This window comes from Kitasatospora sp. NPDC004723, from assembly GCF_040609255.1.
GTDB lineage: Bacteria > Actinomycetota > Actinomycetes > Streptomycetales > Streptomycetaceae > Kitasatospora.
In genome coordinates, this window is sequence record NZ_JBEXJT010000008.1 from 14,810 (window position 1) to 37,307 (window position 22,498).

A 22,498-nucleotide genomic window follows, 5' to 3' on the forward strand; every position below is an offset into this window, starting at 1 on the left:
CCGGGGGAAACCTCAGGTGTTCACGAGGCCGGCTCAGGCGAGCTGCAGGCCCCAGGTGTTGTAGATGTCGACGACCTCGGTCCAGCGGATGGTGGTCCCGCCGCCCCAGCTGTTGATGCCGCGGGCCTGGCGGGTGTCGCCGGTGATGCTGAACACCAGCCCGCCGCTGTCACCGCCCTGGATCGCGGTGTAGCCGCTCACCTGGGTGCCCTCGACGCCGCGGTGGCCGACGCCGTTGCTGCCGGTCCAGGACTTGTCCTGGTCCACGACCTTGATGCCGCACATGACGCCGGTGGTGTAGCCGTCCTGGCAGACGAAGTCACCGTTGTACGAGTACGCCGAGCTGGTCAGCGTCAGGGTGAAGGAGTTGTTGACCGGGCCGTCCCACTCACGGCCGGCCGTCCAGCCGGTGCCCTGGACGTCGATCGCGATCGCGTCCCACTGGTCGGCGCGTGCCACGACGTTCCCGAGGTAGTTCCGGCCGCCGTTCTCCCACCCCGTGTAGACGGAGGCCCCGTCGGAGAAGCAGTGCGCGGCGGTGATCAGGAACGAGCGGTTGTCCGACTTGCGCCGGGTGGGCACGCCGGACGTGCACTTGTGCCCGCTGCCCCAGCCCGCGTCGGTGAGGGCCTCACCCGCGATCCACGCCGGGGTGTCCCGCAGCCGCGACATGTCGGAGCCCTCGGTGGAGGGTTCCAGGACCGTGTCGACGCCGGCCGGGTCGCTCGCGGTCAGTGCCCGGCTCGCAGCCGCCTTCTGCTTGGCGCGCTCGACGTTCTTCACACCGATCCGCAGCCCGCTGCCGTCGGACGGCACGGAGACGCTGTCGAGCTCGTTGCCGTACTCGCCCTTCGCCCCCAGGACGCGATCACGGGCCTCGTGCAGCGCCTGGCGCGTGTACTTGGCCTGCTTGATCCGGGCCAGGTTGGTGTCGATGCTCGGGTCGGCGGCCTTGGCCGCCGCCAGGAACCGCTTCGCCTCGCTCCGGTCGGTCAGGTAGACGTTGACCGTGTGCGCCCCCGCGTTGAGCTCGACACCGGCGTAGACACCGGCCAGATCCGCCTTGCCGACCGCGTCGGCGGCGCTCGCCAGCGCGCGCAGCGGGTTGAGCAGCTTCGCCTGCTCGGCCGGCGCCATCGAGGCGATCTGGATGTCCGACAGCGACGGCAGCGGGCTCGCCGCGAACGCGGAGCCCGGAACCACAGCCGTGACCGTCACCACCGTGGCAGCACTGACCAGGGCAGCCTTCAGCGACCTCTTCATACGTCCCCCCTAGGAGTATCACCGAGTGCGAACGTCTGTTCGCTGGAGGAGAACCTAGCCGAATCGCGCTGCGCGGAGGAGGGGGTTCGGAAAGGTTCCCGGAAGATCCGAGGTGCTCCCCACTTGCCGGAATCTGCCATGAATTGACGGCCATTCATCTATTTCCGGCGATGGGGGAGGGGAGTGGAGCGCAGAGAAAGGCGACGCCCCCCTCCGTCATGGACATGCTGTATTCGCGTTCTCGCAGTTCAGGGCCGACGGGCGGGCTCGGCCATTCCGGCATGTCGATGACGAACACCGCGAGACCGGGTATTTCCGGGCGTGCCGGTTCCCCCACCCGTGGACGCCGGTTCGGCGTGAGCCCTCCGTGAGCAGGAGAGCCCCCGCCTGTGCGACAGTGGATTCCGCTTCGGTGCGCGAATGATGAAACCCGCTACCGCGCAAGGTAGTTGTGGAGGTGCGCGGCGGCGTTCAGCATCGCCAGGCCGCGGTCCGTCAGGCGTTGCTGCCAGCCTGCGAGGGTGGCGGCGAGGGCGCTGGTGCCCCCTGCTGTGCGGATCTGCTCGACGACCGCCGCGATGTCCTGGAGCCGGTAGCCGCCGCGGCGCAGCAGGTGGGCGAGGTCGGCGTCGCGAACGTCGCTCGCGTGGAAGACGCGGTAGCCGGTGGCGGGGTCGCGGGCGGGTCGGAGGATGCCGGCCGCCTCCCAGGTGCGCAGGGTGGCGGGGGTCAGCCGGAGGCGGTGGGCGAGTTCGCCGATGCTGCGGGGGAGGGGGCCGGCGGGGTCTCCGGTGACGGGGACGGTGACGGTGGCGAGGTGGTCGACGGCTGCGCGGACGGCGGTGAGGGTTTCGCGGTCGCGGAGCAGCTGGGTGTGCCCGCCGTGGACGGCGGTCAGGGCGTCGTCGGTGCGCCCGTCGTGCACGGCGTTCATGATCGCGCCGGCGGTCCGGTGCCCGTAGGCCCGCACGAGCGCGAGGAAGGTGCGCAGCGCCGTCGCGTGCAGCTCGGTGTAGATCCGGTATCCGGTGGCCGTCCGCTCGGCGGGCGGGAGGAAGCCGTCCTGCTCGTAGTTGCGGACGGCCTGCGGGGAGAGACCGTGCTCGCGTGCGAGGTCGGCGGGGCGCAGGGTCGTCCGTTTGCTGCCGGGGTTACCGGGGTTACCGGGGTTGCTGACCACTTTGAGACTTTATAAGAGATTCCTCGAGTCGAGAACCGCAAAAGTCTCAACCGCTCTTTCAGAGATACGCTTGAGGCTCATGACACAGGACATCCGAGACTTCCTGCCCTCGTCGTGCGGCCTGGTGGCGTACGGGGAGCCGACGCACCAGGAGCCGGCCTTCGGGCGGGCCCGCAACGAACTGTTCGCCCAGTTGGTCGGGCACGGCTTCCGTTCGATCGTGCTGGAGACCGACCGGGTGGCGGCGCTGACGGTCGATGCCTACGTCCGGGAGGGGGTGGGGTCGCTGGAGGACGTGATGCGGGACGGCTTCACCCACGGCTTCGGCGAGCAGGAGCCGAACCGGCGGCTGGTGGCGTGGATGCGCGAGTACAACCGCACCCGGCCGGTGGAGGAGCGCCTGGCGTTCCACGGCTTCGACGCCCCGACCGAGAACGCCTCGGCCCCGAGCCCCCGCCCGTACCTCGAACACGCCCGTGACTACCTGGGGATCGACCTGGACGTGGTGGCCCTGGTCGGCGACGACGAGTGGTGGAGCCGGACGGAGGCGGTGATGGACGCGGCGATGTCGCCGGGCGCCTCGGCGGAGGCGGACCGGCTGCGGGCGGTCGCCGACGATCTGCTCGGCCGGCTGCACGCCCGCGCGGCGGAGCTGATCGCGGCCACGTCGAGGGCGGAGTGGGAGGTGGCGAGGACGCATCTGACGGCGGGGGCGGGGCTGTTGAGGTATCACCGGCAGGCGGCGCGGCCGATGGAGCCGAGCGATCGGCTCGCGGGGCTGTTGGGGGCCAGGGACGAGATCATGGCCCGGAACCTGCTCGACATCCGGAGCCTGGAGGCCGGGAGGGGTGGGACGTTCGTGTTCGCCCACGACGCCCACCTCCGGCGGAACCCGAGCGTGTGGCGGATGGGAGAGAAGGACGTGACCTGGAACGGAGCCGGCCGGATCGTGGCCGCGTTGGTGGGCGGGGAGGACTACTTCTTCGTGGCGGGAGGCCTCGGCCGGCCGGGACCGTGGCGGCTGGAGCCGGTGGGGGAGGAGCATCCGCTCGCCGACGCCGATCTGCTGCTGGAGGTCGAGGGCGGTGGTTCCGAGGCGGGCTGAGCCGGTTGTCGGAGGCTGCCACTACGGTGAACACCCATGAGCTACGACGTGTCCTTCCTCGACCTGCGCCGGTATCCCCTGTGGGAGGCGATCGCGGCCGACGGCAGCGACCAGCGGACGACCGTTCCGCAGGACCTGGTCGACGCATGGCAGCGGATCACCCCGAGGGCGCTCGAGCTGCTGGGTGACGCGGAGGTGGGCGGGAACGAGCGGTGGCTCGGCCTCGACCACCACGCGTCCGGCCTCCAGCTGTCGGTGCGCGGCGGGGACGTGATGATGAACGTGCCCTACTGGCACCAGGGCGAGCAGGCCGAGCGGGTGATGGCGCTGGTGCACGCCCTGGCCGCGATCGTGGAGGAGGAAACCGGCCTGAGCGCCTACGACCCGCAGACCGGCAACCTCCTCACCGGATCCCCGACTCAGGAGGCCGCCGAGGTGATGAACAGCACCGCCGCCTGGGTCGAGCGTTACTGACGGAGACGGTCGAACTCCCCGGCGCGGGTGGCGCGCCCCGCATGCCCGGACCGGCCTCCACCGCAGCGACCTCTTCGGTGCCCGCCTCGCCGACCCGCGCGACCTGCCCACCCTCCTCAGCCCCGCCCACAACGCCCGCACCCAACAGGCCCCTCGCCACCCTCGGCCGCACCCTCCCCCTCCTTACCCACGGCCAACACGCCGCCCCCTGGCCGGGGCCCTGGAGCAGGAAGTCGGCGGGCCCGACTTCCCACTCCGGGGTCGTTCGCCCTCAGTCGACCGTGAGTGGTTCGTCGGCGGGGCCTTTGGTGTAGTCGTCCACCCACCGGAGCTCGTGCTCGCAGTTGCCGTAGGCGTGGCCACGGGGGTTGAGGCACTGGTAGCGCCAGTAGCCGCTCACCGGTCCGCTGTAAGGCGGCCACCGTGGCACGTCGATGTCGGCCGTGTCGAAGTCGGGGGTGAACTCGGCGATGCCATAGGCGTATTCGAGGCCGTCGAGGCCGTCGAGGTCGTCAGGATCGTCGGGATCGTCGGATTCGTCGTCGGCGGTTCCACGGGCGACGGCGACGGCGATGACGCCTCCGACCACCGCGGCGGCCACGCCGATCAGACGCGCCCGTTCGGCGGGCCTGAGGTTCTTCCACTGGTCGGCGATGCGCCGACCCAGGGGCTTTCTCCTGCCACCTTCCTCCGGCGGCGGGTCGGACGGCGGCTCGGGCGCTGGTGGCTCGTCGGTCATGTGTCGCCCTTCGCGGGGAGTTGCCAGGGCCGCCCAGTCTGCCAGGGCCCAAGCCCCTCCTCACCCACGGTCAACACGCCGCCGCCTGAGCGGGTGTGACCTTCTCTGCGAGGATGGCCGGATGCCGCACTTCACGTCATATGACGGAACGACGTTGTTCTATGAGGTCACCGGGACGGGCCCCGCGCTGCTCTGCCTGGCGGGCGGGCCGGGTGCGGACGTCCGCGACCTCGGCAGCCTCGGCGGACTGGACGCGTTCCGCACGCTGATCATGCTGGACGGCCGGGCCGCCGGCCGTTCCGAAACCCCGGCGGACCGGGCCGGTTGCGCGTTCACCGCGCAGGCCCGCGACCTGGAGGAGCTGCGGGGGCGGCTGGGGATCGAACACCTGGACGTGCTGGCCCACTCGGCCGGCACGCTGACCGCTCAGGCGTTCGCGGCCGACCACCCGGAGAACACGGGCCGGCTCGTCCTCGTCACCCCGGCCGGCCTGGTCTCCCGGGAGGCGGACGAACCGGACGTGGCGGCGATCCGGGCCCGGCGCGCCGCCGATCCGGGCACCGCCGAGGCGGTGGCGGCCGGGGCGGAGCCCTGGCACTACGGCGCCTGGTCGGAGGCGGCGCGTCGGCACCACGAGGCCGGGGGCGACTGGCCGCAGCCGCCGTCGTGGCTGCGCGAGGCCTTCTACGTGCGGCCGGCCTCCGAGGCGGCCGCGGCGACCGAGGCCGCCCGACGGGCCGCCGTGCGGTGCCCGGTACTCGTGGTCGCCGGGGCCGAGGACGGGGTGGCGGGCGTCGACAAGCCGCGCCACGTCGCGTCCTGCTACCCGGCCGGACGCCTGGAGGTGCTCACCGGGAGCGGACACTGGCCGTGGGTCGACGAGCCGACGGCCTTCCGTGGCCTGGTCACCGGCTTCCTGGCCGACTGACGGCGGTCACGGAGCCTCGACCAGGCGGAACGCCAGGCAGACCACGGGGGTGCCGTCCTCCACCCGGCTGCCCTCGCGCTCCCAGAAACCGCGGTGCCCGGCGCGCCACTCCTCCAGCGAGGCGTCGCCCTCCCCCTCCGCCCGGGCATGCTCCCAGTCGACCTCGGCGAACGGCTTCACCTCCACCCCGGTGATCTCGATGACCCCGACGGGCCGTCCGTCGTCGTCCAGCAGCACCAGCCGCTCACCGGGGTGCTCCAGGTCCTCCGCCTCCTCGGCGTACTCCGCCAGCAGGCCGGTGGTGGCGGTCTTCCGACCGGCCAGGGCCAGGGAGTTCAGCTCGGCCCGAAGTCCTCCAGGAGTGCCGAGTTCCATCGACCGCATGCCATTGACCCGTGGCCACATTCCGCCATCGCCCCTTCCGAGTGCCGCCGACCGGTTGATCGTCTCCACCTGACGATAGGGGGTCCGGGGTGGCGGCTGGGGACGAACGCCTCGTTAGATAGGTTAGCCTTACCTAAATCAAGGTGAGAGGAGACGGCCCTGACCAGCACCAGCGCCCCCGCGCGCTTCCTGCTCTTCCCGCTCCAGGTGGTCCGGGCCACCCGGATCACCCCGCACATGGCCCGCATCACCCTCGGCGGTCCCGCCCTCGCCGGATTCGTCAACGGCGGCCTCGACCAGCGGGTGAAGCTCCTGCTGCCCCTCCCCGGGCAGACCGAACCCCTGGTGGTGCCCGAAGGCGAGGAGGAGTTCGGCTGGTACCGGAGCTGGCAGGCCATGGACCCGGCCGTCCGCCCGGTACCGCGCACCTACACCGTCCGCGCGCGGCGTCACGACCCGGACGAGGTCGACATCGACATCGCCGTCCACGGCGACCACGGACCGGGCTCCCGCTGGGCCGTGACGGCGGCGCCCGGCGACCGGGTGATCGTCTACGGGCCGGCGGTCGAGGAGGCCGGCGGCGTCGAGTTCCGGCTGCCCGACGGGGCGGACTGGGTGCTGCTCGCAGGGGACGAGTCCACGCTGCCCGCCGTCGCCGCGATCCTCGGCGAACTGCCCGCGGGCCTGCCGGTGAAGGTCTTCGCGGAGGTCGAGGGGCCGCGGGAGCACGCCTATCTGCCCGCCGGCCGGCCGGGCACCGACATCACCTGGCTGCACCGGGGCGCCCCGGGGACCCCTACCCTCCCCGACGCCGTCCGCGCGGCCGAACTGCCCGGCGGCGCGCCGTACGCGTGGATCGCGGGCGAGGCGGCGGCCGTCCGTGAGCTGCGCCGCCACCTGGTGCGCGAACGCGGCTACGACCGGCGCGCCGTCTGCTTCATGGGCTACTGGCGGCTCGGCCGCACCGAGGACCAGCGCGCCGACGAGCCGGTGGAGGCGGACACGGAGTGAGGCTGGCGCGGAGTGGGGCGGGCACGGCCCGAGCGGCCCGGCGTGGTCGAGTCCGGATTCGAGGAGCGTCGAAGGGCTTTGCCCGGCCGCCCCGCGCGCGGTGAGACTCTTCGAGGCAACCCGCCACCAGGAGAAGTGACCTGAGGAGAGTGTCCGTCATGAGGATCGCGCGTTCCCTCGTTCCCCGCACCGGTGTCGCCCTCGGTGCCGTGCTGATGGCGGCCGGACTGCTGGGCGGCACCGCCGCCCAGGCCGCCGACGGCGCCCCGGCCGCGAGCGCCCCCGCCGCCACCGCTGCCGCCGCGGTGTCCGACGCCGATCAGACCGTCATCCAGGGCACCGCAGGTCTGAACCGCGGCGAGAGCTGGTCCTCGCCCGACGGCAGCACCGTGCTCTTCCAGCAGTGGGACGGGCATGTGGTGCTGTACAAGAACAACGTCGCCATCTGGACGGCCGTCGGCACGTACGGCGTCGGCACCTACCTCTACATGCAGGCGGACGGCAACCTCGTCGCGTACGACGCCGCCATGCGCGCCGTGTGGAACAGCCGGACGCCGTACCACCCGGGCGCCTACCTCGCCATCCAGAACAGCGGCAACCTGGTCATCTACTCGGGCAGCACCCCGCTCTGGTGGTCCAACTACCGCCCCGGCGGCTCCGACCCGACCGACCCCGAGTGCCGCCCGGGCCGCCTCTGCCCGTGACCGCGACCGTGACCGCGAGACGACGCGACCGCGTGCCCGCGTAGCCGGGCAGCCGGGCAGCCGGGTGGCCGGGTGGCCCGGAAGCGCGGCAACCCGAGGACCCGCCCCGCCCGGCCCCCGTCCGGGCGGGGCGGCACCCAGCGCGTCGTGCACTTTGCAAAGTCTCACACTTTGCAAAGTGTAAAGTCCGAGCCCCACCGGTTGCGTTGGCGCGCTGACCTGGAGGTATCCGTCAGAACTTTGCAAAGTGACACTTTGCAAAGATGCGGAGGGGACGGCGGAAGCGGGCGATCGCTGGAGGCCGGTGAAGGCCGGTGAAGGCCGAACCGGCCGGCTTCCGCCACGCCCCTACTGGCGCGGCGGGTCGATCCGGGTGCGGGCCGGGGCGAGGAGGCGGTTGAGCAGTTCGGCACCCTCGGCGGTGTCCAGCGCGACGGGCGCCGCGCCCGTCGGCTTGACCATGGCGGGCGCGTCGCCGCGCTCGTAGAGGATGCAGGCGCTGCTCCCCAGGTCCCGCTTGGACGGCCACCGCAGCCCGTGCGCCCACGGCGCCTGGCCGCGGATCCAGGCCGCCCAACGGCGGGTGCGCGGGTAGGCGTCGGGGGTGGAGTGGATCAGCCATTCGTCCTGGTGGACGGCCGCGAGCTGGTCGAGCGTCATCAGGCCGACCAGCGGGATGTCGCAGGTGGTCTCGATCCGCGACAGCACCCTGCTCCGCACCGCGGCACGCCGGATCCGCCGCCAGCCGCGCTCGTCGAACGGGACGCCGCGCACCAGGGTCTCCATCACCGCCGTCCGCTCGGAGAACCCGGCGTACAGGTACGGCAGGTGGGCGCCGTCGCCCTGGTAGGAGCAGAACCGCCCGCCCTCGTAGTGGGTGTCGGAGGGGTTCGGGTTGAACGCGGTGGCCGGGTACGCCGCCAGGTGCACGCGGTGCAGGACGGTACCGGCGGGCAGGACGTCGCGGTGCGGGGTGGCGCGCACGGTCGGGGCGGGGACCTTCACGTCGGGCATGCCCTCACCACTCCGCGATCTCGGCGCGGGCGGCGGCGAGCAGCGTGTGCTCACCGGCGGTTCCCAGCAGACGGGCGGGCACGGTGTCCAGCCAGGCGTTGGCGCCCAGCCACCAGTCCGCCACGCCCCACGGGTCGTCGTCGGCGTCGAGCAGGCGGTTGACGGCCACGACGACGGGCAGCGGGCGGCCGGAGTCGCCGTCGAACTGGAACGACGGCAGGCGGACGGTGCCCTGGCGGTCGGTCAGCCGGATGAGGTCGGGGTCGGCAGGGTCGTGCCCGCCCGCCCGGTAGTCCGCGGCGGTGACGGAGTCCGCGGCGAGCAGCCAGTCGTCGGCGTCGTCGGGCGGCGCGGGCGGGCCCAGGAGCAGCGCCCCGAGGTTGCCCACGCCGACCGCCAGGGCGCCGGACGCCGTCACGTCGCCGCCCCGGGCGTAGCGCACGTTGTCGTCGAGGAGCTCACGCACCGGGTGCCCGTCGGGAAGGGCGGCGCGCACGAGTCGCTGGACCTTGCGCGCGATGCGCTCCGGATCGCCGCTCGTGTCCGCGGCGAGCGCCCGGAGTCCGGCCCGGGACGGTTCGTCGAGGAGGTCCCAGATCTCGTCCCAGTGCTCACGCAGGGCTGCCAGCACGTCCTCCGGCACCATCGTCCCTCACCCCCGCCCGCTCCCGCTCCCGGCCCGATCTGCCGCGCGCCTGTCGGCCGTCCGCCAGGGTAGCGCGTGGCGGCGTTCCGCGGGCCGTGATCTCGGATTCGCAAAGGCAGGACGGATCAGGCCAGTTCTGCGGCATGATGGTCGTTCAGCAGCACCTCGGGGGCGGTGCCGGTCTGCGAGCGGTCGTTCGTCATGTGGCGTGTTCCCGGTTCGTGCCGCAGGTCACGACTCGCGCCAGGAGGGCGGCCGGTGAGCAGTTCTGCGGGATACGGGTGGTCCTACGTCGATCAGGAGGCTGAGCGCCGGCGGCAGTTGCGCGCCCGGTTGGCCGCCGAGGCCCAGCGCGCCGAGAACCTCCGGAAGGCCGAGGAGGCTCGGGCCGCGCTGCGGGCCAAGCTCAATGAGCTGGGCGAGGAGGCGCAGGGGCTGCGCGGCGAGGCCGGGCGGTTGCGGCGCGCGTACCGGACGGGCCGGGTGACCGTGGAGACGGTCACCGTCCGGGCGGGGGCGGACGAGGCCGAGCTGACGCGGGCGATCGAGCGGGCGCGGGCGGCCAACGCCCGTGCGGCGCGGGAGCTGGAGGAGGCGGTCCAGGACGTCTGGTCGGCGGTGCTGCCGGAGGCGGTGGCCGAACCGGAACGCCCGCGTCCGGCGCGCTCGGGCCTTGGTGCCCCGGCCGATGCCGCCCGCGCGGTGGCGGAGGCCGCCGAGGCCGCCGAGCGCGAACGGGCCGAGCGGATCGAGCGGGTCCGGTCCGGCGCCCTCGTCGAGGCGCAGGCGATCCTGGACCGCGACGTGCCGCGCTGCGACCCGGCCGACCTCGAACGGGTGGCCGGCCTGGTGCGCACCCTGAAGGCGGCCGGCACCGTCTCCGACGTACGGACGACCCTCACCGACCTCGCCGCACTCGTCCAGCACTCGGTGCAGCGCCGCACTCGCGAGGAGGAGCGGGCCGAACTGCGCGCCGCCCTGGTGGAGCTGGCCCAGGACGCGGAGCCGGCCGACCGGGACCGGCTGGTCGCCGACCTCGCCGCCGCCGAGGACCCGGCGTACCTGCGGCCCGCCGTGGAGGCGGCGGTGGCCCGGGCGGACGCGCGCCGCCACCGGGCGCCGGTCGCGGCGGCGCTCGCCGAGGTGCTGCGCGAGCGGGACTACCAGGTGGGCGCGGACTTCGCGGACCTGCTCGCCGAGGAGGGCGAGGTGGTGGTGCCGTTCGGCGATCCGGACCCCGAGCGGACGGTGACACCCGGCACGGGGGAGGCGGACGACGAGCCGCCCGCCGCCGGCTACGGGCTGCGGCTGGTGCTCGCACCGGACCGGGCGACCCTGTCCACGGCGATCGTCCGCCGCGACGACGCCCGCACCGCCGACGGGGAACACGGCGCGCAGGAGGAAGAGGAGCGGGACGAGGCCGTCCAGCAGTGGTTCTGCGACGAGCAGTTGCCCGCCATCGAGGACGGCATCCGGCAGCGCGGCGTCCAGGTGCAGCGGACGTCCGCGATGCCCCCGGGCGTGCTGGCGGCCGGACTCGTCCCGGGCGGCTGGTGGCCGCAGCCGCCGTCCGAGGCCGCGCCGCCGCGCCGCCGTCCGAAGCCGGGGAAGCGCGACGCCAGGACCGAGTCGACCGGCTTCCGCGCCAAGCCGCAGGAGCGCCGCCGTGACCGCTGAGCCCCCTCCTGAGGACCGCGCGGACCTGCGCAAGGACGCCCCGGCGGCGCCGGACGAGGACAACCCCACAGCCGGCACGCCCAGTTGGATCCGCGAGCTGGACATGGCGCTCACCGTCTACCCGCAGGTGCTGCTCACCGGCAACGTCCGCGACCAGTACCTGCTGCCCGACGACCACGCCGCCGGCAGCAGCGAGACGCTCGCGCCGTACAGCCTCGGCGGCGTCGTCGAGTCGCTCTGCGCGGCCCGCGGGTACGGGGCGATCGCGTTTGTCGACCAGGTCAACGACCGTATCGCCCTGCTGCGGCTGAGTGCCACGGTGGAGCAGATCCCGCGGGTGATCCGGGAGTTCGTCGAGCGCGACGAGCGGTGGCGACGCGGCGGCGGCGGTCCAGGGTCGGACGGCTCCGGTGAGGGTGGTTCCGGCGAGGAGGACGACGGTGAGCCCGACATGCTGGACCGTCTGCGCGACGCGATGGTCGCCGTCGTCCAGCACCCCGGCCCGCCGATCGCCCTGGTCGTCCCGTACGCCGGCCGGCTGGGCTCGCCGCAGGCGCCCGTCGCCGGTGAGGCCGCCAGACTCTTCGCCGCCGCCGAGGAGTTGGGCCACACCGCGCGGCCGGTGCAGGGCGCGACCGCGGTCACGCCGTACAACACGGTGGTCTGGGTGGTGGAGCGGCAGGAGGAGCTGCCCAGGGAGTTCGCGGTCGGCAGCCGCGCCCTGCGGGTGATCAACGTGCCGGAGCCGCCGCACGACCAGCGGCTCGCCGCGGCGCGGCACGTGGTCGGCGGACTCGCCCGCTACCAGGCGGCGACCGGCGGACCGTCCCTCACCGCGGAGGAGACCGCGGCGGCGGCCAAGGCACTCGCCAACTCCTCGCACGGAATGGGCAGTTCCGAGGTCATGGCGATCGGCCGAATGGCCCTGGATCGCGGCCTTCCGGTGCAGCGGCTCGACGAGGCCGCCCGCCTCTACCGGATCGGCGTGCTCGACAACCCGTGGGCGACCGCCGAACTGCGCGAACGCATCGTCGACGGTGAGGAGTTCCTCAACAGCAAGGTGATCGGCCAGCCGCACGCCGTCCGTCGCACCCTGGAGATCTTCATGCGCTCGGCGGCCGGGCTCAACGGCGCCCAGGCCTCCAGCTCGCCCAGCCGGCCGCGCGGCACGCTGTTCCTGTCCGGCCCGACCGGAGTCGGGAAGACCGAACTCGCCAAGGGCGTAGCCGAGATGATCCTCGGCAAGGACGCCCGGCCGATCCGGTTCGACATGAGCGAGTTCGCCGAAGAGCACGCCCGCGACCGTCTGATCGGCGCCCCGCCGGGCTTCGTCGGCCACGACGCGGGCGGTGAACTCACCAACGCCGTCAGGGCCAACCCGATGAGTGTGCTGCTCTTCGACGAGATCGACAAGGCGAACCCGCGACTGTTCGACCTCTTCCTGCAGATCCTGGAGGACGGGCGGCTCACCGACGGGCACGGTGCCACCGTCTACTTCACCGAGTGCGTACTGATCTTCACCTCCAATCTCGGCATCACCGCGATGGTGGTGGGCGATCCGCCGAACGGCGGGGCCAAGGCGGGCGGCGACGAGCCCGGCGGCGAGGCGGCGGTCGCGGACGGGAGCGCCGGGCCTCGCACGGTCCGACGGGAACTCAGCCGTCACGACGATCCGGTGGCGGTTCGGCAGGCTCTGCGCGACGCGTTCGACGTCTTCTTCAACGACCAGATCAAGCGGCCCGAGCTGCGCAACCGCTTCGGCGACAATTTCATCCCGATGGACTTCATGCAGGAGAAGTGGGTGCCGCAGATCCTCGACAAGGCCATCGCCTCGGTGGCGTCCCGCGTCCAGGAGGTCCACGGCGCCGCACTCACCCTCTCCGACGACGCCTGGGAGGTGCTGCGGGTCGAGGCCACCCGACGGCTGGACCATGGCGGTCGCGGCGTGCTGACCGCCGTCGAGTCGGCACTGGTCAACCCGCTGGCCAGGGAGATCTTCCGGACCCCGCCCCGGCGCGGCGACCGGATCGAGGTGGTCGCCGTCGAGGGCGACGAGGACGGCGAGGGCTACCGCCTGGAGGTCGAACGGTGGCCGGCCTGAGCGCGGACGGCGCGGACGGCGTGGACGGCGTGGACGGCGTGGACGGCGTGGACGACACGGACAGGCCGGTCATCCCGGCCGCCCTGGTCGCCCAGGTCTCGCGGCCGGTGACCGCGCTCGGCCCCGGCCGGCGGCTCGGCGTCTGGTTCCAGGGGTGCACGCTGGCCTGCCCCGGCTGCATGTCCCGGCACACCTGGGACCCTTCCGCCGGGCGGGAGTTGACGGTCGACCGGTTCGCCGCCCTGTGGCGTGCCGCGCTCGCCGACGGTCTCGACGGCCTCACCGTCAGCGGCGGCGAACCCCTGGAGCAGCCCGTCGCGCTCGCCGCGCTGCTCGCCTCCGCCGACGCGGAGCGCCGCCGGGCCGGAGCCGTGGCCGATCTGCTGGTGTACACCGGCTGGGAGCCGGAGGAACTGGCCGCCGACCCTGCCACCGCCGCCGCCCTGGACGGGGCGGACGCGGTGATCACGGGCCGCTACCGGGCCGGGCAGCCGACCCGGCTGGCCTGGCGCGGCTCGGCCAACCAGCGGCTCGTCACCCGCACGGCGCTCGGCCGTGAGCGGTACGCGCCCTTCCTGGAGCACCGGCCGGAGCGGCCCGAACTCCAAGTGCACGTGAGCGAGGGCGAGGTCCGGGTGATCGGGGTGCCGCGCCCCGGGGACCTGAGCCGGATCGAACGCGACCTGGTCCGGCGCGGCGTGACACTTCGGGAGAACTCTTGGCGACCGTGATCTACCGCTGCCCGGTGGGCGCGCCGGGGGAGTGTCCGACCTCGGCCACCCGGGGGTACTGCCAGGTGCACATGTTCCAGCAGCTGGAACGGTACGACCCGGCCGAGGACACACCACCGCCCTCGCCGCCCACACCGCCTGCGCCAGCCACCTCGCCGGCACCACAGGCTGCACCGCCTGTCGACACCGCGGACCGTGAGCCCGAGCCCGGGCCGGTGACCCGTTCGGCGCGTCCTGCCCGTCCGGCCGGTCCGGCCCGGCAGCCGGTGGTCCGGCTCGCCCTGGTGATCGCCGGGGCTCTGCTGCCCGTCCGCGCCGAGAGCCGGCGCGGGGGCGGCGGACTGGCCGTCGGCCGCGACGAGCCCGAATGCGCCGCCGTCCCCGGCCTGGCCGCCCTCGACCAGCTTTCCCGCCACCACGCCCGGCTGCGTTGGATCGACGGCGCGCTGCACGTCGAGGACCTGGACTCGACCAACGGCACGTTCGTCGACGGCCGCCGGATCACCATCCCGACCCGCGTCTGGCCGGGCGTGCGGCTGCGGTTCGCGCTGGACGTGGACGCCCAGGTGGTCGAGATCGACGAGTTCGGCGCGCCCCGGTGAGCGGGGGACGTGAGGAGGAGAACGGCGCGATGGCCGACATACCGCCGGAGCCGAGCCCGGCCACCCGTAAGCAGGGCGGCGGGCGGGCGAACGGCCGGGGCCGCGCTGCCGGCCGGCCCCCGCAGCCGGACCCGGGGGACGGCGACACCGCCACCGCCGAGAGCCCGCGCACCCGCGTGCAGCGCGGCGCCCCCACCCGCGTCCAGCGGCCGGGTGGTGCCGTCGACCCTGGCGAGCCCGTCACCCCCGTCACCCCCGCCGCCAACCAGGCCGCCGACCCGGCTTCCGACCCGTCCGGCGCCTTCCCCGCCGCCCTCACCGACCGCTACCACCCCCTGGGCCCCGTCGGCTCCGGCAGCGAGGGCACCGTCTGGCACGTCCGCCGCGCCGACGGCGCCGGCGAGGCGGCCGTGAAGGTCGGCAATCCCGGCGTGCGGGCCGACACCGAACTCCTCGCCCACCTCGCCGGCGACCCCGCCTTCCGCCGGCACGTCCCCGAGATCCTCGGCCACGGCCAGGTCGAGCACGCGGGCGCGCTCTGCGACTGGATGGCCATGGAGTACCTCCCGGTCACCCTCGCCGACCACGTCGACGAGCTGCGCACCCGGCGCCGCCTGGACCGGCGCGGCGAGAGCGAGCGGATCATCCGTGAACTGGTGGACCTGCTGGCCTTCTGGCAGAGCACCATCGCGCGCAACCCGGTCGACTTCAAGCCCGCCAACATCCTGGTCCGCCCCGCCGGGACGGACGGCCGCTCCGCCGCCCAGTTCGTGGTGGCCGACTTCGGCGGCGTCGCCAAGCTCACCGCCAGCCGCCGCTTCTCCGCCGACATGCAGGTCACCGTCGCCTACATGGCGCCGGAACAGCTCGCCGGCCACAACCACCCGGCGGGCCCGTGGTGGGCGCTCGGCACCATCCTCTACGAGGTGTTCACCGGTGCCGGCCGCTACCGGCGCGCGGACGGCGGGCTGATCAGCGACGAGGCGCTGCAGATCCGGCTGGTGATGGACGCCGAGGTGGACGTCTCGGCGGTCGCCGACGAGCGCCGCCGACTGCTGCTCCAAGGCCTGTTCACCAAGGACCCCACCGACCGGTGGACCGCGGACCAGGTGCGCGCGTGGCTGACCGGCGGCAGCCCGGAGGTGGTCCGCAGCCGGATCGACCCGCCGCGGCCCGAGCCCGCCCCGACCGCGCCCACGCACCGTCCGATCGCCTTCCGCGGCCAGGACTTCCGCGATCCGGCCGCGCTCGCCGAGGCGCTGCTCGGACGGTCGGCGGACGCGGCGGCATGGCTGGTCAGCGGTGGTGCGCGGCGGCTGCGCGACTGGCTCCGGGACGAGGTGAAGGACACCGTCCTGGACCTGCACTACCTCGAGGACGTCGAACGCGGCACCCCGGCCGACACGTCGGCGGCGGCCTCCCGGGCGGTGCTGGCGCTCGGCGTGGCGTTCACGCCGGAGGCCGTCCCGTACGTGCGGGACCGCCGGGTGGACGCGGCCGGGCTCGCCCGGCTGGCGGGGGAGGCCGACGGGCCGGCGTTCGCCGAGGAACTGGTCACCGCCGGGCTGGTCGGGCTCGCCGCCCGTTTCCACTGCGGGCACGCCGACTGCCCGGAGGGGGCCTGCGCCCGGCTGCTCGGGCTCAGCGGGATGGCGGCCGTGCTGGACGCGGTCGAGCGCGAGGCCCGCACCCTCGGCGGGCGCACCGGTGGTGGTGGGCTGACAGCGAACGAACGGGCGGCCGCGCGGCGCTGGGTGCTGCTGCTCGCCCTCCAGCCGAAGCAGCAGCGGCGTGCCGTCGTCCGGCGGCTCTCCCTGCTGCCGGGCCCGCTGGCGGCGTTGCCCGCGGGGGTCCAGCGGGTGGCCGCCGCCGTCGAGGCAGTGGTGGGGACCGTGGCGGCGCGGGTGCGCGTCGGTGATCGTGACGGGTTCCGGCGGTGGTCGGACCTCAGGCGCCGCGCGCTCGCCGCCGATCCGACGACGGCCGACGGACGGGGCGTGCTCGCGGCGGCGGCCGTGCTGCAGGTGCGCAGGCTCCGGGCAGGCGGCGCAGATCGCGGGCGCGCCCGCGGGGAGCGAAGGGTGGACCTGCGCGCCTGGTGGGGCGGCGCACGCACCGCGCTGCCCCGGCGCGCGGTGGCGGCCGTACTGCTGTTCTTCGCGCTCGGCCTCACGCTCTGGTCGGGGGCGGTGCTGCGGTCCGCCGTCGACTTCGGCGCGGGCGGGCGGCTGCTGCCGGGCGGTCCCTTCGACGGCCCGCTGCGGACGGTCGGCGAGGCCGCGGCGCTGGCGACGTCCGGCCGGCTCGGTGCGGCGCTGGTCGTGGCGGTGGCGGTGGTGGCGTTCCCGGGCCGGGTCGGGCGGCGGATGCTGTTCCTCGTGGTCGCGGCCTCCTTCACCATCGGCTATCTGCACCTCGGACCGCCGATGACGGTGCTCGAAGCGCCGCAGCCGGTGGTCGAGCGGGTGGTCAGGTTCGGTGGCGGAATGGAGAACTGGACGGGCGTCGGCGCGCTGGTGGCGATCGTGCTCGCGCTGTACCTCAACAACCGCCCGGTGACCTGGCTGCTCACCTCCGCTCACGCGGCCTCGGAACGGGCGGCCGGCGACCGTCGGCTCGCCGAGGCCCGCCGCCGCGCCGCCCGCGGGGGCGGGGCCGCCGACTTCCGCGACCGGCTGCTGTTCTGGCTGGGCGGGACCCTCGTGCTGACCCTGCTGCTGTGGTCGGCGGTCGAGGTCCGGATCGCCGTGGTCGACCGGGACCGCCACCTCACGCCGGAGTCCTGGGGCACCGGCCGGATCGGCGCCGCCTACCAGGCCGACTACCTGCTGCTCCTGGCCTTCCTCGCCTTCCTCGCGGCCTGCGCCACCCCCGGCGCGGCCCGCCGCCTCCTCGCCGGCTCCGCGGTCGGCACGGCCGTGCTCGGCGCCTGGCCCCCGCCCCTGGGCCCCTTCGAAGCCCTCCGCATCCCCGTCCTGGGCCCCTGGTTCCGCTCCCTCGCCACCCTCTGGGGCCACGCCGCCTTCTGGGCCGCGGTCCTCCTCATGCTCCCCCTCGCCTGCCACCTCGCCCGCTGGACCACCCGCCGCTTCCCCACCCCCGCGGTGGAGTAGAAAGTCGGACCGGCCGACTTCCCACTCCACCCGCCCGCGCAATCTATGCGCGTAGATGCCCCGGGGGTGGGTGGTGGATGGCCTTCAGAAGTCGGGCCCGCCGACTTTCTGTGCCGCCTGCGCTGGCCCGCGGGTGCGGGTGCGGGTGGCGTGTGGGAGTGGGAAGTCGGGTCGGCCGACTTCCTGTTCCGCCGTGCGCTGTGCGGTGCGTCGCGCCCGCCTGCCGGCGATCGGGCGCTTCGCGCAATCTATGCGCATAGATGCCCCGGGGGTGGGTGGTGGGTGGGATGGAAAAGTCGGACCCGCCGACTTTCTGCTCCGCTTCCGTCGATCCATGTGCGCGCGGGAGCGGGAAGTCGGACCGGCCGACTTTCTGTTCCCGGCTCGGGCTCAGTGCGGGCGCAGGCCGTCGAGGAGGACCGTCAGGACGTGCTTGCGGGCGGCTGGGTCGGGGCCCAGCTGGTCCAGGGCGGTGGTGGTGCCGACGAGGAGGGCGAGGAGTTCGGGCAAGGTCAGCTCGGGGCGGGCGGTGCCGGCGAGTTGGGCGCGCCGCAGGAGGTCGGCCAGCAGCTCGCGGATCGCGGTCGAGGGGGCGCGCAGGGAGGTGTGGACGTCGACCCCCGCCGCCGTGAGTGCCTGGGCGAACGCGTTCTTGCCCGCCGACTGTTCGGCGATCAGCCGGAAGCAGGCGGACAGGGCTTCGGCGGGCGCGGATTCGGCGGCCACCCGGGCCGCCCCGGCGGCGATCGCCTCCAGTCGGCGCACCATCACCGCTTCCAGCAGCGCCTCCTTGGTGGGGAAGTGGCGGAACAGCGTGCCGACCCCGACCCCGGCGGCGCGGGCGATCTCCTCGGTCGGGACGCCGACGCCCCGGGTGGTGAACACCTCGGTGGCGGCGTCCAGCAGTCTGGCCCGGTTGCGGGCCGCGTCCGCCCGGAGCGGGCGGTCCTGAGTGCCGGTCAACTCTCCAACTCCCTTTCCTCGTCGGCGGGAACGGCGGACGTCCGGCCCTGGACAACCGGAGTGGCCAGTCCGTATGGTCTAAACGGAGTCACTGGTCCGGTTCCGGTGGCGCAGATGTCGTTCCGGGGGTTGATCATGTCCGAAACACGCTCGCCGCGCGAGGTCTTCCACGCGCTGCTCGACGGCATCACGGCCGGTCGGTTCGCCGAACTGGCCGGGCTCTACGCCGAGGACGCCGTGGTGGAAATGGTGTTCGAGCCGGTCGGCCCGCGTCGGTTGGAGGGGCGGGCGGCCCTGCGGGAACGTTTTCTCACCGTCGGCGAGCACTCACCGCTGGACCTGGGCGCCCGCAACGTCGTGGTCCGCGCGACGGACGACCCCGAGGTGGTCGTCGGCGAATGGGACTACGACGTCCGCCACCGCACCACCGGGCGGGAGCTGACCGTCGCCAACCTCCAGGTGCTGCGCGTGCGCGACGGCCTCATCGTGCACAGCCGCGACTTCCACGACCACCTCGCCCTCGCCGGCCTCCTCGGCTCCCTGCCGCGACCGGCCGCGCGGTAGCCGCCGCCGTCGGGGTACTCAGCGCGCGAGGATCCGGCGGAGCCAACGGGTCCGGGCGTCGCGGGCGTCCCGGCTGAGCGCCGCCTCCGGCGCGAAGGTGTCGAAGCCGTGGAACGCGCCCGGCCAGACGTGCAGTTCGGCCTCGCCGCCGGCCCGCCAGATCCCGTCGGCGTACGCCACGGCCTCGTCGCGGAAGGTCTCGGCCGACCCCACCTCGACGTAGGCCGGGGGCAGTCCCGACAGGTCCGCGGCCCGCGCCGGGGCCGCGTACGGCGGCAGGTCGGGGGCGCCGTGGAGCCCGCCGAGCGCGGCCCGCCAGGCCGTCGCGTTGGAGGTCCGGTCCCAGGTGTCGTGGCCGGCCGACTGGCGGGCGGAGAAGCTGTCGTTGCGGTCGTCGAGCATCGGGCTCAGCAGCAGCTGCCCGGCCGGGACCGGTCCGCCGCGGTCGCGGGTCAGCAGGGCGAGCGCCGCGGCGAGGCCGCCCCCGGCGCTCTTGCCGCCGACCACGACGCGCCCGGCGTCGATGCCCAGCCGCTCCGCCCGGTCGGCCGTCCAGCGCAGCCCGGTGAAGCAGGCCTCGACCGCAGCGGGGTACGGCGCCGCCGGCGCCAGCGGGTACTCGACGGAGACCACGGCGATCCCGAGCGGCTCCGCCAACTCCCGCAGCAGACGGGGGAGCACGGACCAGGCGTTGCCGGTGATCAGCCTGCCGCCGTGCAGGTAGTACAGCAGCGGCAGCGGGCCGCCCGCCCCGGCGGGCCGGGCGCTTACCAGCGGCACGCCCGACGCGTCGAGCTCCGCCACCTCGAACCGCCCGCCGTCCCGCAGCGCCTCCACGGTGGGGCGGGGGCGGACGGCGGCGTCCCGCTCCTGCCACGCGGCGAGGTTCTCCGGGGTCACCGGCCCCCGTGCCACCGCGCCCGCGGCCGTCAGCGCGGCACTCAACTCCGGATCGAACGGCGGGGGAGCCGCAGCCCCGGCGCCCTCGCCACCGTCCCGGCCGCCGTCCCCCATGAAGACCGCCCGCCCCTCGTCCCGTCGCCCCCGTCGGAGGCCCCGACCGGCCCAGCTTGCCAGGCCGGGCCGCCCGCCACCCCGCCGGAGTGGAAAGTCGGCCGGTCCGACTTCCCACTCCGCCGCCCGGTTCCCGGCCTCGGGGCTACTTGCCCGGCGGGATGTCGTAGATGTGGTCGGGGGTGATCACGCTCGTGATGGCCCGGCCGAGCAGGGTGCTGGGTTCGGAACCCTCGGACGAGATGTCGGTGTTGAGCAGTACGACCAGGGTCGCGCACTCCTCCGGCAGGTAGATGGTCAGGCTCTCGTAGCCGGGCAGCGAGCCGTTGTGGCCGATCCACCCGTTGATGTCGAAGATCCCGAGGCCGTAGCCCGCGCCGGGGACGCCGGTCGGCAGGACGGCCAGGCGCTGGGCCTGGGTGCCGGGCGACAGCAGGGTGCCGGTGGCGACGTCCTTCGCCCAGCGGCCGAGGTCGTGCAGGTCGGAGACCAGCGCGCCCGCCGACCAGGCCCACGAGGGGTCCCAGTGCGTGGAGTCGGCGACCGCGCCGCTGGGGGTCTGGTCGGTGTAGCCGTGGGCGTATGGCTCGGGGAGGTCGGTGCCCCGGGGGAAGAGGGTGCGCCGCAGTCCGCTGGGCTCGGTGATCCGGTCGTGGACGAAGGCCTCCAGGCTCCGGCCGCTCACCCGCTCGACCAGCAGGCCGAGCAGGATGTAGTTGCTGTTCGAATACTGGAACTGCGAGCCCGGCGCGAACTCGTTCTCGTGCTTGTAGCCGTATGCGAGCAGTTCGTCGGGGGTGAAGACGCGGTCGGGGTCGGCGAGGAACGCGTTGACGAAGTCCTCGTCCGAGCTGTACGGGAAGAGGCCGCTGCGCATGTCGAGCAGGTCGCGCACCCGGATCTCCTCGCCGGACGGGACGCCGTCGAGGTACTTCGCGATCGGGTCGTCGAGGCCGATCAGGCCCTCGTCCACCAGCTGCAGCACGGCGGTGGCGGTGAAGGTCTTGGTCTCGCTGCCGATCCGCATGTTCAGGCGGTCGGTCATGGGCGCGCCGGTCTCCTTGTCGGCCACGCCGAACGCCCGCAGGTAGCCGCCCTGACCGGGGATCCACAGGTCGACCTGTACACCGGGGATGCCCGCCTCCCGCATCACCTGCTGGATCGTTTCGTCCAGCTGCGCCTGGAGCTCCGGGCTCAGCTCCCGGGCCTCGGCGGAATCCTCGCCGGCCGTCCTCACGGCCACGGGTGCGGCCACGGGTGCGGCGGCCGGCGCGGCGCCGAGCGTCAGCGGGAGCAGCCCGACGACGGCGAGCGCCGCCGCGCCGAGCGTACGGGCCGGGGAACGTCTTCTCATGGTGCGGGGCCTCTCTGCGGTCCGGAGGGGGGTCTGCTGGGCCGATCGTCGGCGACGGGGGCCCGGCCGACCGCCCACCCGATCCGCAGGCCGGGTGAAAAGACTGATGATCCATCCGATCGGCCCCGCCACCCCTCACCCGCCCGGAGCCGGAGCCGCGGCCGGTTGTCGGGGGTTCCACGCCCCGTGGGACGGTGGCTACGACGCCTGAGGACGCCCGCTCCCGGGTGGCCGGGGCGGCGTCGTCCGGCACGGGTGCGTCCGGTCCGCCGGTGGCCCGGTGGCGGCCCAGGTGGCCAGGGCGGTGAAGTCGGCGGTGGTCAGGCCGGTGCGCGGGTCCACGTGGTGGAGGAGGGCGGGGCCGTCGTGGTGGGTGCGGACCCAGGCGTGGTCCGCGGCGGTGATCTGGTCGTCGACCCAGGCGAACGGTTGGCCGCGCGCCCAGGTGACGATGTCGGGGGTCTTCCAGAACACGCCGTCCGCGGGTTGCGGCCGGGGCTCGGACCAGGTGATGACGGGGAGTGCGGGCAGTCCGAGCAGGGGTGCGAGGAAGTCGTTGGCTTCGTGTTCCCAGGTCGTCGCCCAGACCAGATCGAAGGGCAGTGCGGTGAGGGACGGACCGTGTTCCGGGTTGAGCCAGACGCGCAGGGGTTTGGCGGGTCTGTCGGGCAGTCCGTACGCGGTCAGGCGTCGGCGTTCGGAGGCCTCCCAGTGCGGGGTGAGGAGGCGGTGCGTGGTGTAGCCCTCGGGGCGGCGGTGCGGCTTGGCCGCGTAGGGGTTCAGGGGGCCGTCGACGTCGATCAGCAGCAGCGGCCGCATCGGTCTTCTTTCCTGGTCGGTGCCGTGGTGTTCAAACCACTCGAACGAAGGATCGGACGGGGTGGTTCCGGCGGTTGGCGGCGGGGATTGACAAGGTGTCGGCGGTGCGGTC

The 22,498-nt window shown here is 74.0% G+C and carries 21 protein-coding genes; 11 read left to right on the forward strand and 10 right to left on the reverse strand.

All coding sequences use genetic code 11. The features are described from left to right. Positions 1–33 precede the first annotated feature (33 nt). Both ABZW10_RS11945 and ABZW10_RS11950 read right to left on the reverse strand, forming a co-directional pair. A complete protein-coding gene (locus tag ABZW10_RS11945; protein WP_355363040.1) occupies positions 34–1,263 on the reverse strand; it encodes a hypothetical protein in 1,230 nt (409 codons plus the stop codon). Positions 1,264–1,696: 433 nt separating this feature from the next. Then, the gene (locus tag ABZW10_RS11950) at positions 1,697–2,443 is read right to left on the reverse strand and encodes a TioE family transcriptional regulator (protein ID WP_355363042.1); all 747 of its coding nucleotides are present in this window, start codon (positions 2,441–2,443) and stop codon (positions 1,697–1,699) included. Between the two features lie 79 nt (positions 2,444–2,522). On the opposite strand from ABZW10_RS11950, the gene ABZW10_RS11955 reads away from it, so the two are divergent. Together ABZW10_RS11955 and ABZW10_RS11960 are read left to right on the forward strand one after the other, a co-directional pair. Beyond that, positions 2,523–3,548, forward strand: a complete 1,026-nt coding sequence (locus tag ABZW10_RS11955; protein ID WP_355363044.1) for an erythromycin esterase family protein — start codon at positions 2,523–2,525, stop codon at positions 3,546–3,548. Positions 3,549–3,584: 36 nt separating this feature from the next. After that, complete coding sequence (locus tag ABZW10_RS11960) at positions 3,585–4,022, forward strand: hypothetical protein (RefSeq protein WP_355363046.1); 438 nt, start codon at positions 3,585–3,587, stop codon at positions 4,020–4,022. 271 nt (positions 4,023–4,293) lie between these two features. Here ABZW10_RS11960 and ABZW10_RS11965 read toward each other — a convergent pair whose 3' ends face one another. Beyond that, positions 4,294–4,761, reverse strand: a complete 468-nt coding sequence (locus ABZW10_RS11965; protein WP_355363048.1) for a hypothetical protein — start codon at positions 4,759–4,761, stop codon at positions 4,294–4,296. A gap of 121 nt (positions 4,762–4,882) precedes the next feature. On the opposite strand from ABZW10_RS11965, the gene ABZW10_RS11970 reads away from it, so the two are divergent. Beyond that, positions 4,883–5,689, forward strand: a complete 807-nt coding sequence (locus ABZW10_RS11970) for an alpha/beta hydrolase (RefSeq protein WP_355363050.1) — start codon at positions 4,883–4,885, stop codon at positions 5,687–5,689. A gap of 6 nt (positions 5,690–5,695) precedes the next feature. Here the strand turns inward: ABZW10_RS11970 and ABZW10_RS11975 are convergent, their stop codons facing one another. Continuing rightward, on the reverse strand, positions 5,696–6,073 hold the full coding sequence (locus ABZW10_RS11975) for an ASCH domain-containing protein (protein ID WP_355363052.1): 378 nt from the start codon (positions 6,071–6,073) through the stop codon (positions 5,696–5,698). 207 nt (positions 6,074–6,280) lie between these two features. On the opposite strand from ABZW10_RS11975, the gene ABZW10_RS11980 reads away from it, so the two are divergent. Together ABZW10_RS11980 and ABZW10_RS11985 are read left to right on the forward strand one after the other, a co-directional pair. Then, a complete protein-coding gene (locus tag ABZW10_RS11980; protein ID WP_355363054.1) occupies positions 6,281–7,084 on the forward strand; it encodes a siderophore-interacting protein in 804 nt (267 codons plus the stop codon). 158 nt (positions 7,085–7,242) lie between these two features. Further along, positions 7,243–7,788 (forward strand): hypothetical protein, encoded by a 546-nt coding sequence (locus ABZW10_RS11985; RefSeq protein ID WP_355363056.1) that lies wholly within the window; start codon positions 7,243–7,245, stop codon positions 7,786–7,788. A gap of 348 nt (positions 7,789–8,136) precedes the next feature. On the opposite strand, the gene ABZW10_RS11990 is transcribed toward ABZW10_RS11985, so the two are convergent. Both ABZW10_RS11990 and ABZW10_RS11995 read right to left on the reverse strand, forming a co-directional pair. Then, positions 8,137–8,802, reverse strand: a complete 666-nt coding sequence (locus ABZW10_RS11990; protein ID WP_355363058.1) for an RES family NAD+ phosphorylase — start codon at positions 8,800–8,802, stop codon at positions 8,137–8,139. Positions 8,803–8,806: 4 nt separating this feature from the next. Next, positions 8,807–9,448 (reverse strand): hypothetical protein, encoded by a 642-nt coding sequence (locus ABZW10_RS11995; protein WP_355363060.1) that lies wholly within the window; start codon positions 9,446–9,448, stop codon positions 8,807–8,809. 258 nt (positions 9,449–9,706) lie between these two features. Between ABZW10_RS11995 and ABZW10_RS12000 the strand changes: the two genes are divergently transcribed. From ABZW10_RS12000 to ABZW10_RS12020, 5 genes are read left to right on the forward strand one after another with little or no spacing between them, the layout of a single operon-like run. Continuing rightward, positions 9,707–11,125 carry a hypothetical protein gene (locus ABZW10_RS12000; protein WP_355363062.1) on the forward strand — a complete coding sequence of 473 codons (1,419 nt, stop codon included), beginning with the start codon at positions 9,707–9,709 and terminating at the stop codon, positions 11,123–11,125. Continuing rightward, positions 11,115–13,226, forward strand: a complete 2,112-nt coding sequence (locus ABZW10_RS12005) for an AAA family ATPase (protein WP_355363064.1) — start codon at positions 11,115–11,117, stop codon at positions 13,224–13,226. Before ABZW10_RS12000 ends, ABZW10_RS12005 begins: the two co-directional genes overlap by 11 nt. Beyond that, positions 13,214–13,957: a 4Fe-4S cluster-binding domain-containing protein gene (locus tag ABZW10_RS12010; protein ID WP_355363066.1), complete on the forward strand. Its 744-nt coding sequence runs from the start codon at positions 13,214–13,216 to the stop codon at positions 13,955–13,957. The genes ABZW10_RS12005 and ABZW10_RS12010 overlap by 13 nt, the downstream gene beginning before the upstream one ends. Then, positions 13,954–14,559 carry an FHA domain-containing protein gene (locus ABZW10_RS12015; RefSeq protein WP_355363311.1) on the forward strand — a complete coding sequence of 202 codons (606 nt, stop codon included), beginning with the start codon at positions 13,954–13,956 and terminating at the stop codon, positions 14,557–14,559. The genes ABZW10_RS12010 and ABZW10_RS12015 overlap by 4 nt, the downstream gene beginning before the upstream one ends. Positions 14,560–14,588: 29 nt before the next feature. Continuing rightward, the gene (locus ABZW10_RS12020; protein WP_355363068.1) at positions 14,589–17,672 is read left to right on the forward strand and encodes a hypothetical protein; all 3,084 of its coding nucleotides are present in this window, start codon (positions 14,589–14,591) and stop codon (positions 17,670–17,672) included. A 390-nt stretch (positions 17,673–18,062) separates the two neighbouring features. Here ABZW10_RS12020 and ABZW10_RS12025 read toward each other — a convergent pair whose 3' ends face one another. After that, on the reverse strand, positions 18,063–18,635 hold the full coding sequence (locus ABZW10_RS12025; protein ID WP_355363070.1) for a helix-turn-helix domain-containing protein: 573 nt from the start codon (positions 18,633–18,635) through the stop codon (positions 18,063–18,065). Between the two features lie 135 nt (positions 18,636–18,770). Between ABZW10_RS12025 and ABZW10_RS12030 the strand changes: the two genes are divergently transcribed. Next, positions 18,771–19,199: a nuclear transport factor 2 family protein gene (locus ABZW10_RS12030; RefSeq protein WP_355363072.1), complete on the forward strand. Its 429-nt coding sequence runs from the start codon at positions 18,771–18,773 to the stop codon at positions 19,197–19,199. A gap of 18 nt (positions 19,200–19,217) precedes the next feature. Here the strand turns inward: ABZW10_RS12030 and ABZW10_RS12035 are convergent, their stop codons facing one another. From ABZW10_RS12035 to ABZW10_RS12045, 3 genes are all read right to left on the reverse strand, one after another. Further along, positions 19,218–20,213, reverse strand: coding sequence for an alpha/beta hydrolase fold domain-containing protein (locus ABZW10_RS12035; RefSeq protein ID WP_355363074.1), 996 nt, complete (start codon positions 20,211–20,213; stop codon positions 19,218–19,220). A gap of 145 nt (positions 20,214–20,358) precedes the next feature. Then, on the reverse strand, positions 20,359–21,567 hold the full coding sequence (locus ABZW10_RS12040; protein ID WP_355363076.1) for a serine hydrolase domain-containing protein: 1,209 nt from the start codon (positions 21,565–21,567) through the stop codon (positions 20,359–20,361). Positions 21,568–21,765: 198 nt separating this feature from the next. Continuing rightward, positions 21,766–22,386, reverse strand: a complete 621-nt coding sequence (locus ABZW10_RS12045; RefSeq protein WP_355363078.1) for a hypothetical protein — start codon at positions 22,384–22,386, stop codon at positions 21,766–21,768. Positions 22,387–22,498: the final 112 nt, after the last annotated feature.

Coding starts and splice junctions, on each gene's coding strand:
- ABZW10_RS11945 (WP_355363040.1), bottom strand. CDS start 1,263: ATGAAGAGGTCGCTGAAGGCTGCCCTGGTCAGTGCTGCCACGGTGGTG.
- ABZW10_RS12035 (WP_355363074.1), bottom strand. CDS start 20,213: ATGGGGGACGGCGGCCGGGACGGTGGCGAGGGCGCCGGGGCTGCGGCT.
- ABZW10_RS12045 (WP_355363078.1), bottom strand. CDS start 22,386: ATGCGGCCGCTGCTGCTGATCGACGTCGACGGCCCCCTGAACCCCTAC.
- ABZW10_RS11960 (WP_355363046.1), top strand. CDS start 3,585: ATGAGCTACGACGTGTCCTTCCTCGACCTGCGCCGGTATCCCCTGTGG.
- ABZW10_RS12020 (WP_355363068.1), top strand. CDS start 14,589: ATGGCCGACATACCGCCGGAGCCGAGCCCGGCCACCCGTAAGCAGGGC.
- ABZW10_RS12040 (WP_355363076.1), bottom strand. CDS start 21,567: ATGAGAAGACGTTCCCCGGCCCGTACGCTCGGCGCGGCGGCGCTCGCC.
- ABZW10_RS11970 (WP_355363050.1), top strand. CDS start 4,883: ATGCCGCACTTCACGTCATATGACGGAACGACGTTGTTCTATGAGGTC.
- ABZW10_RS11965 (WP_355363048.1), bottom strand. CDS start 4,761: ATGACCGACGAGCCACCAGCGCCCGAGCCGCCGTCCGACCCGCCGCCG.
- ABZW10_RS11985 (WP_355363056.1), top strand. CDS start 7,243: ATGAGGATCGCGCGTTCCCTCGTTCCCCGCACCGGTGTCGCCCTCGGT.
- ABZW10_RS11955 (WP_355363044.1), top strand. CDS start 2,523: ATGACACAGGACATCCGAGACTTCCTGCCCTCGTCGTGCGGCCTGGTG.
- ABZW10_RS11995 (WP_355363060.1), bottom strand. CDS start 9,448: ATGGTGCCGGAGGACGTGCTGGCAGCCCTGCGTGAGCACTGGGACGAG.
- ABZW10_RS11990 (WP_355363058.1), bottom strand. CDS start 8,802: ATGCCCGACGTGAAGGTCCCCGCCCCGACCGTGCGCGCCACCCCGCAC.
- ABZW10_RS12030 (WP_355363072.1), top strand. CDS start 18,771: ATGTCCGAAACACGCTCGCCGCGCGAGGTCTTCCACGCGCTGCTCGAC.
- ABZW10_RS11975 (WP_355363052.1), bottom strand. CDS start 6,073: ATGCGGTCGATGGAACTCGGCACTCCTGGAGGACTTCGGGCCGAGCTG.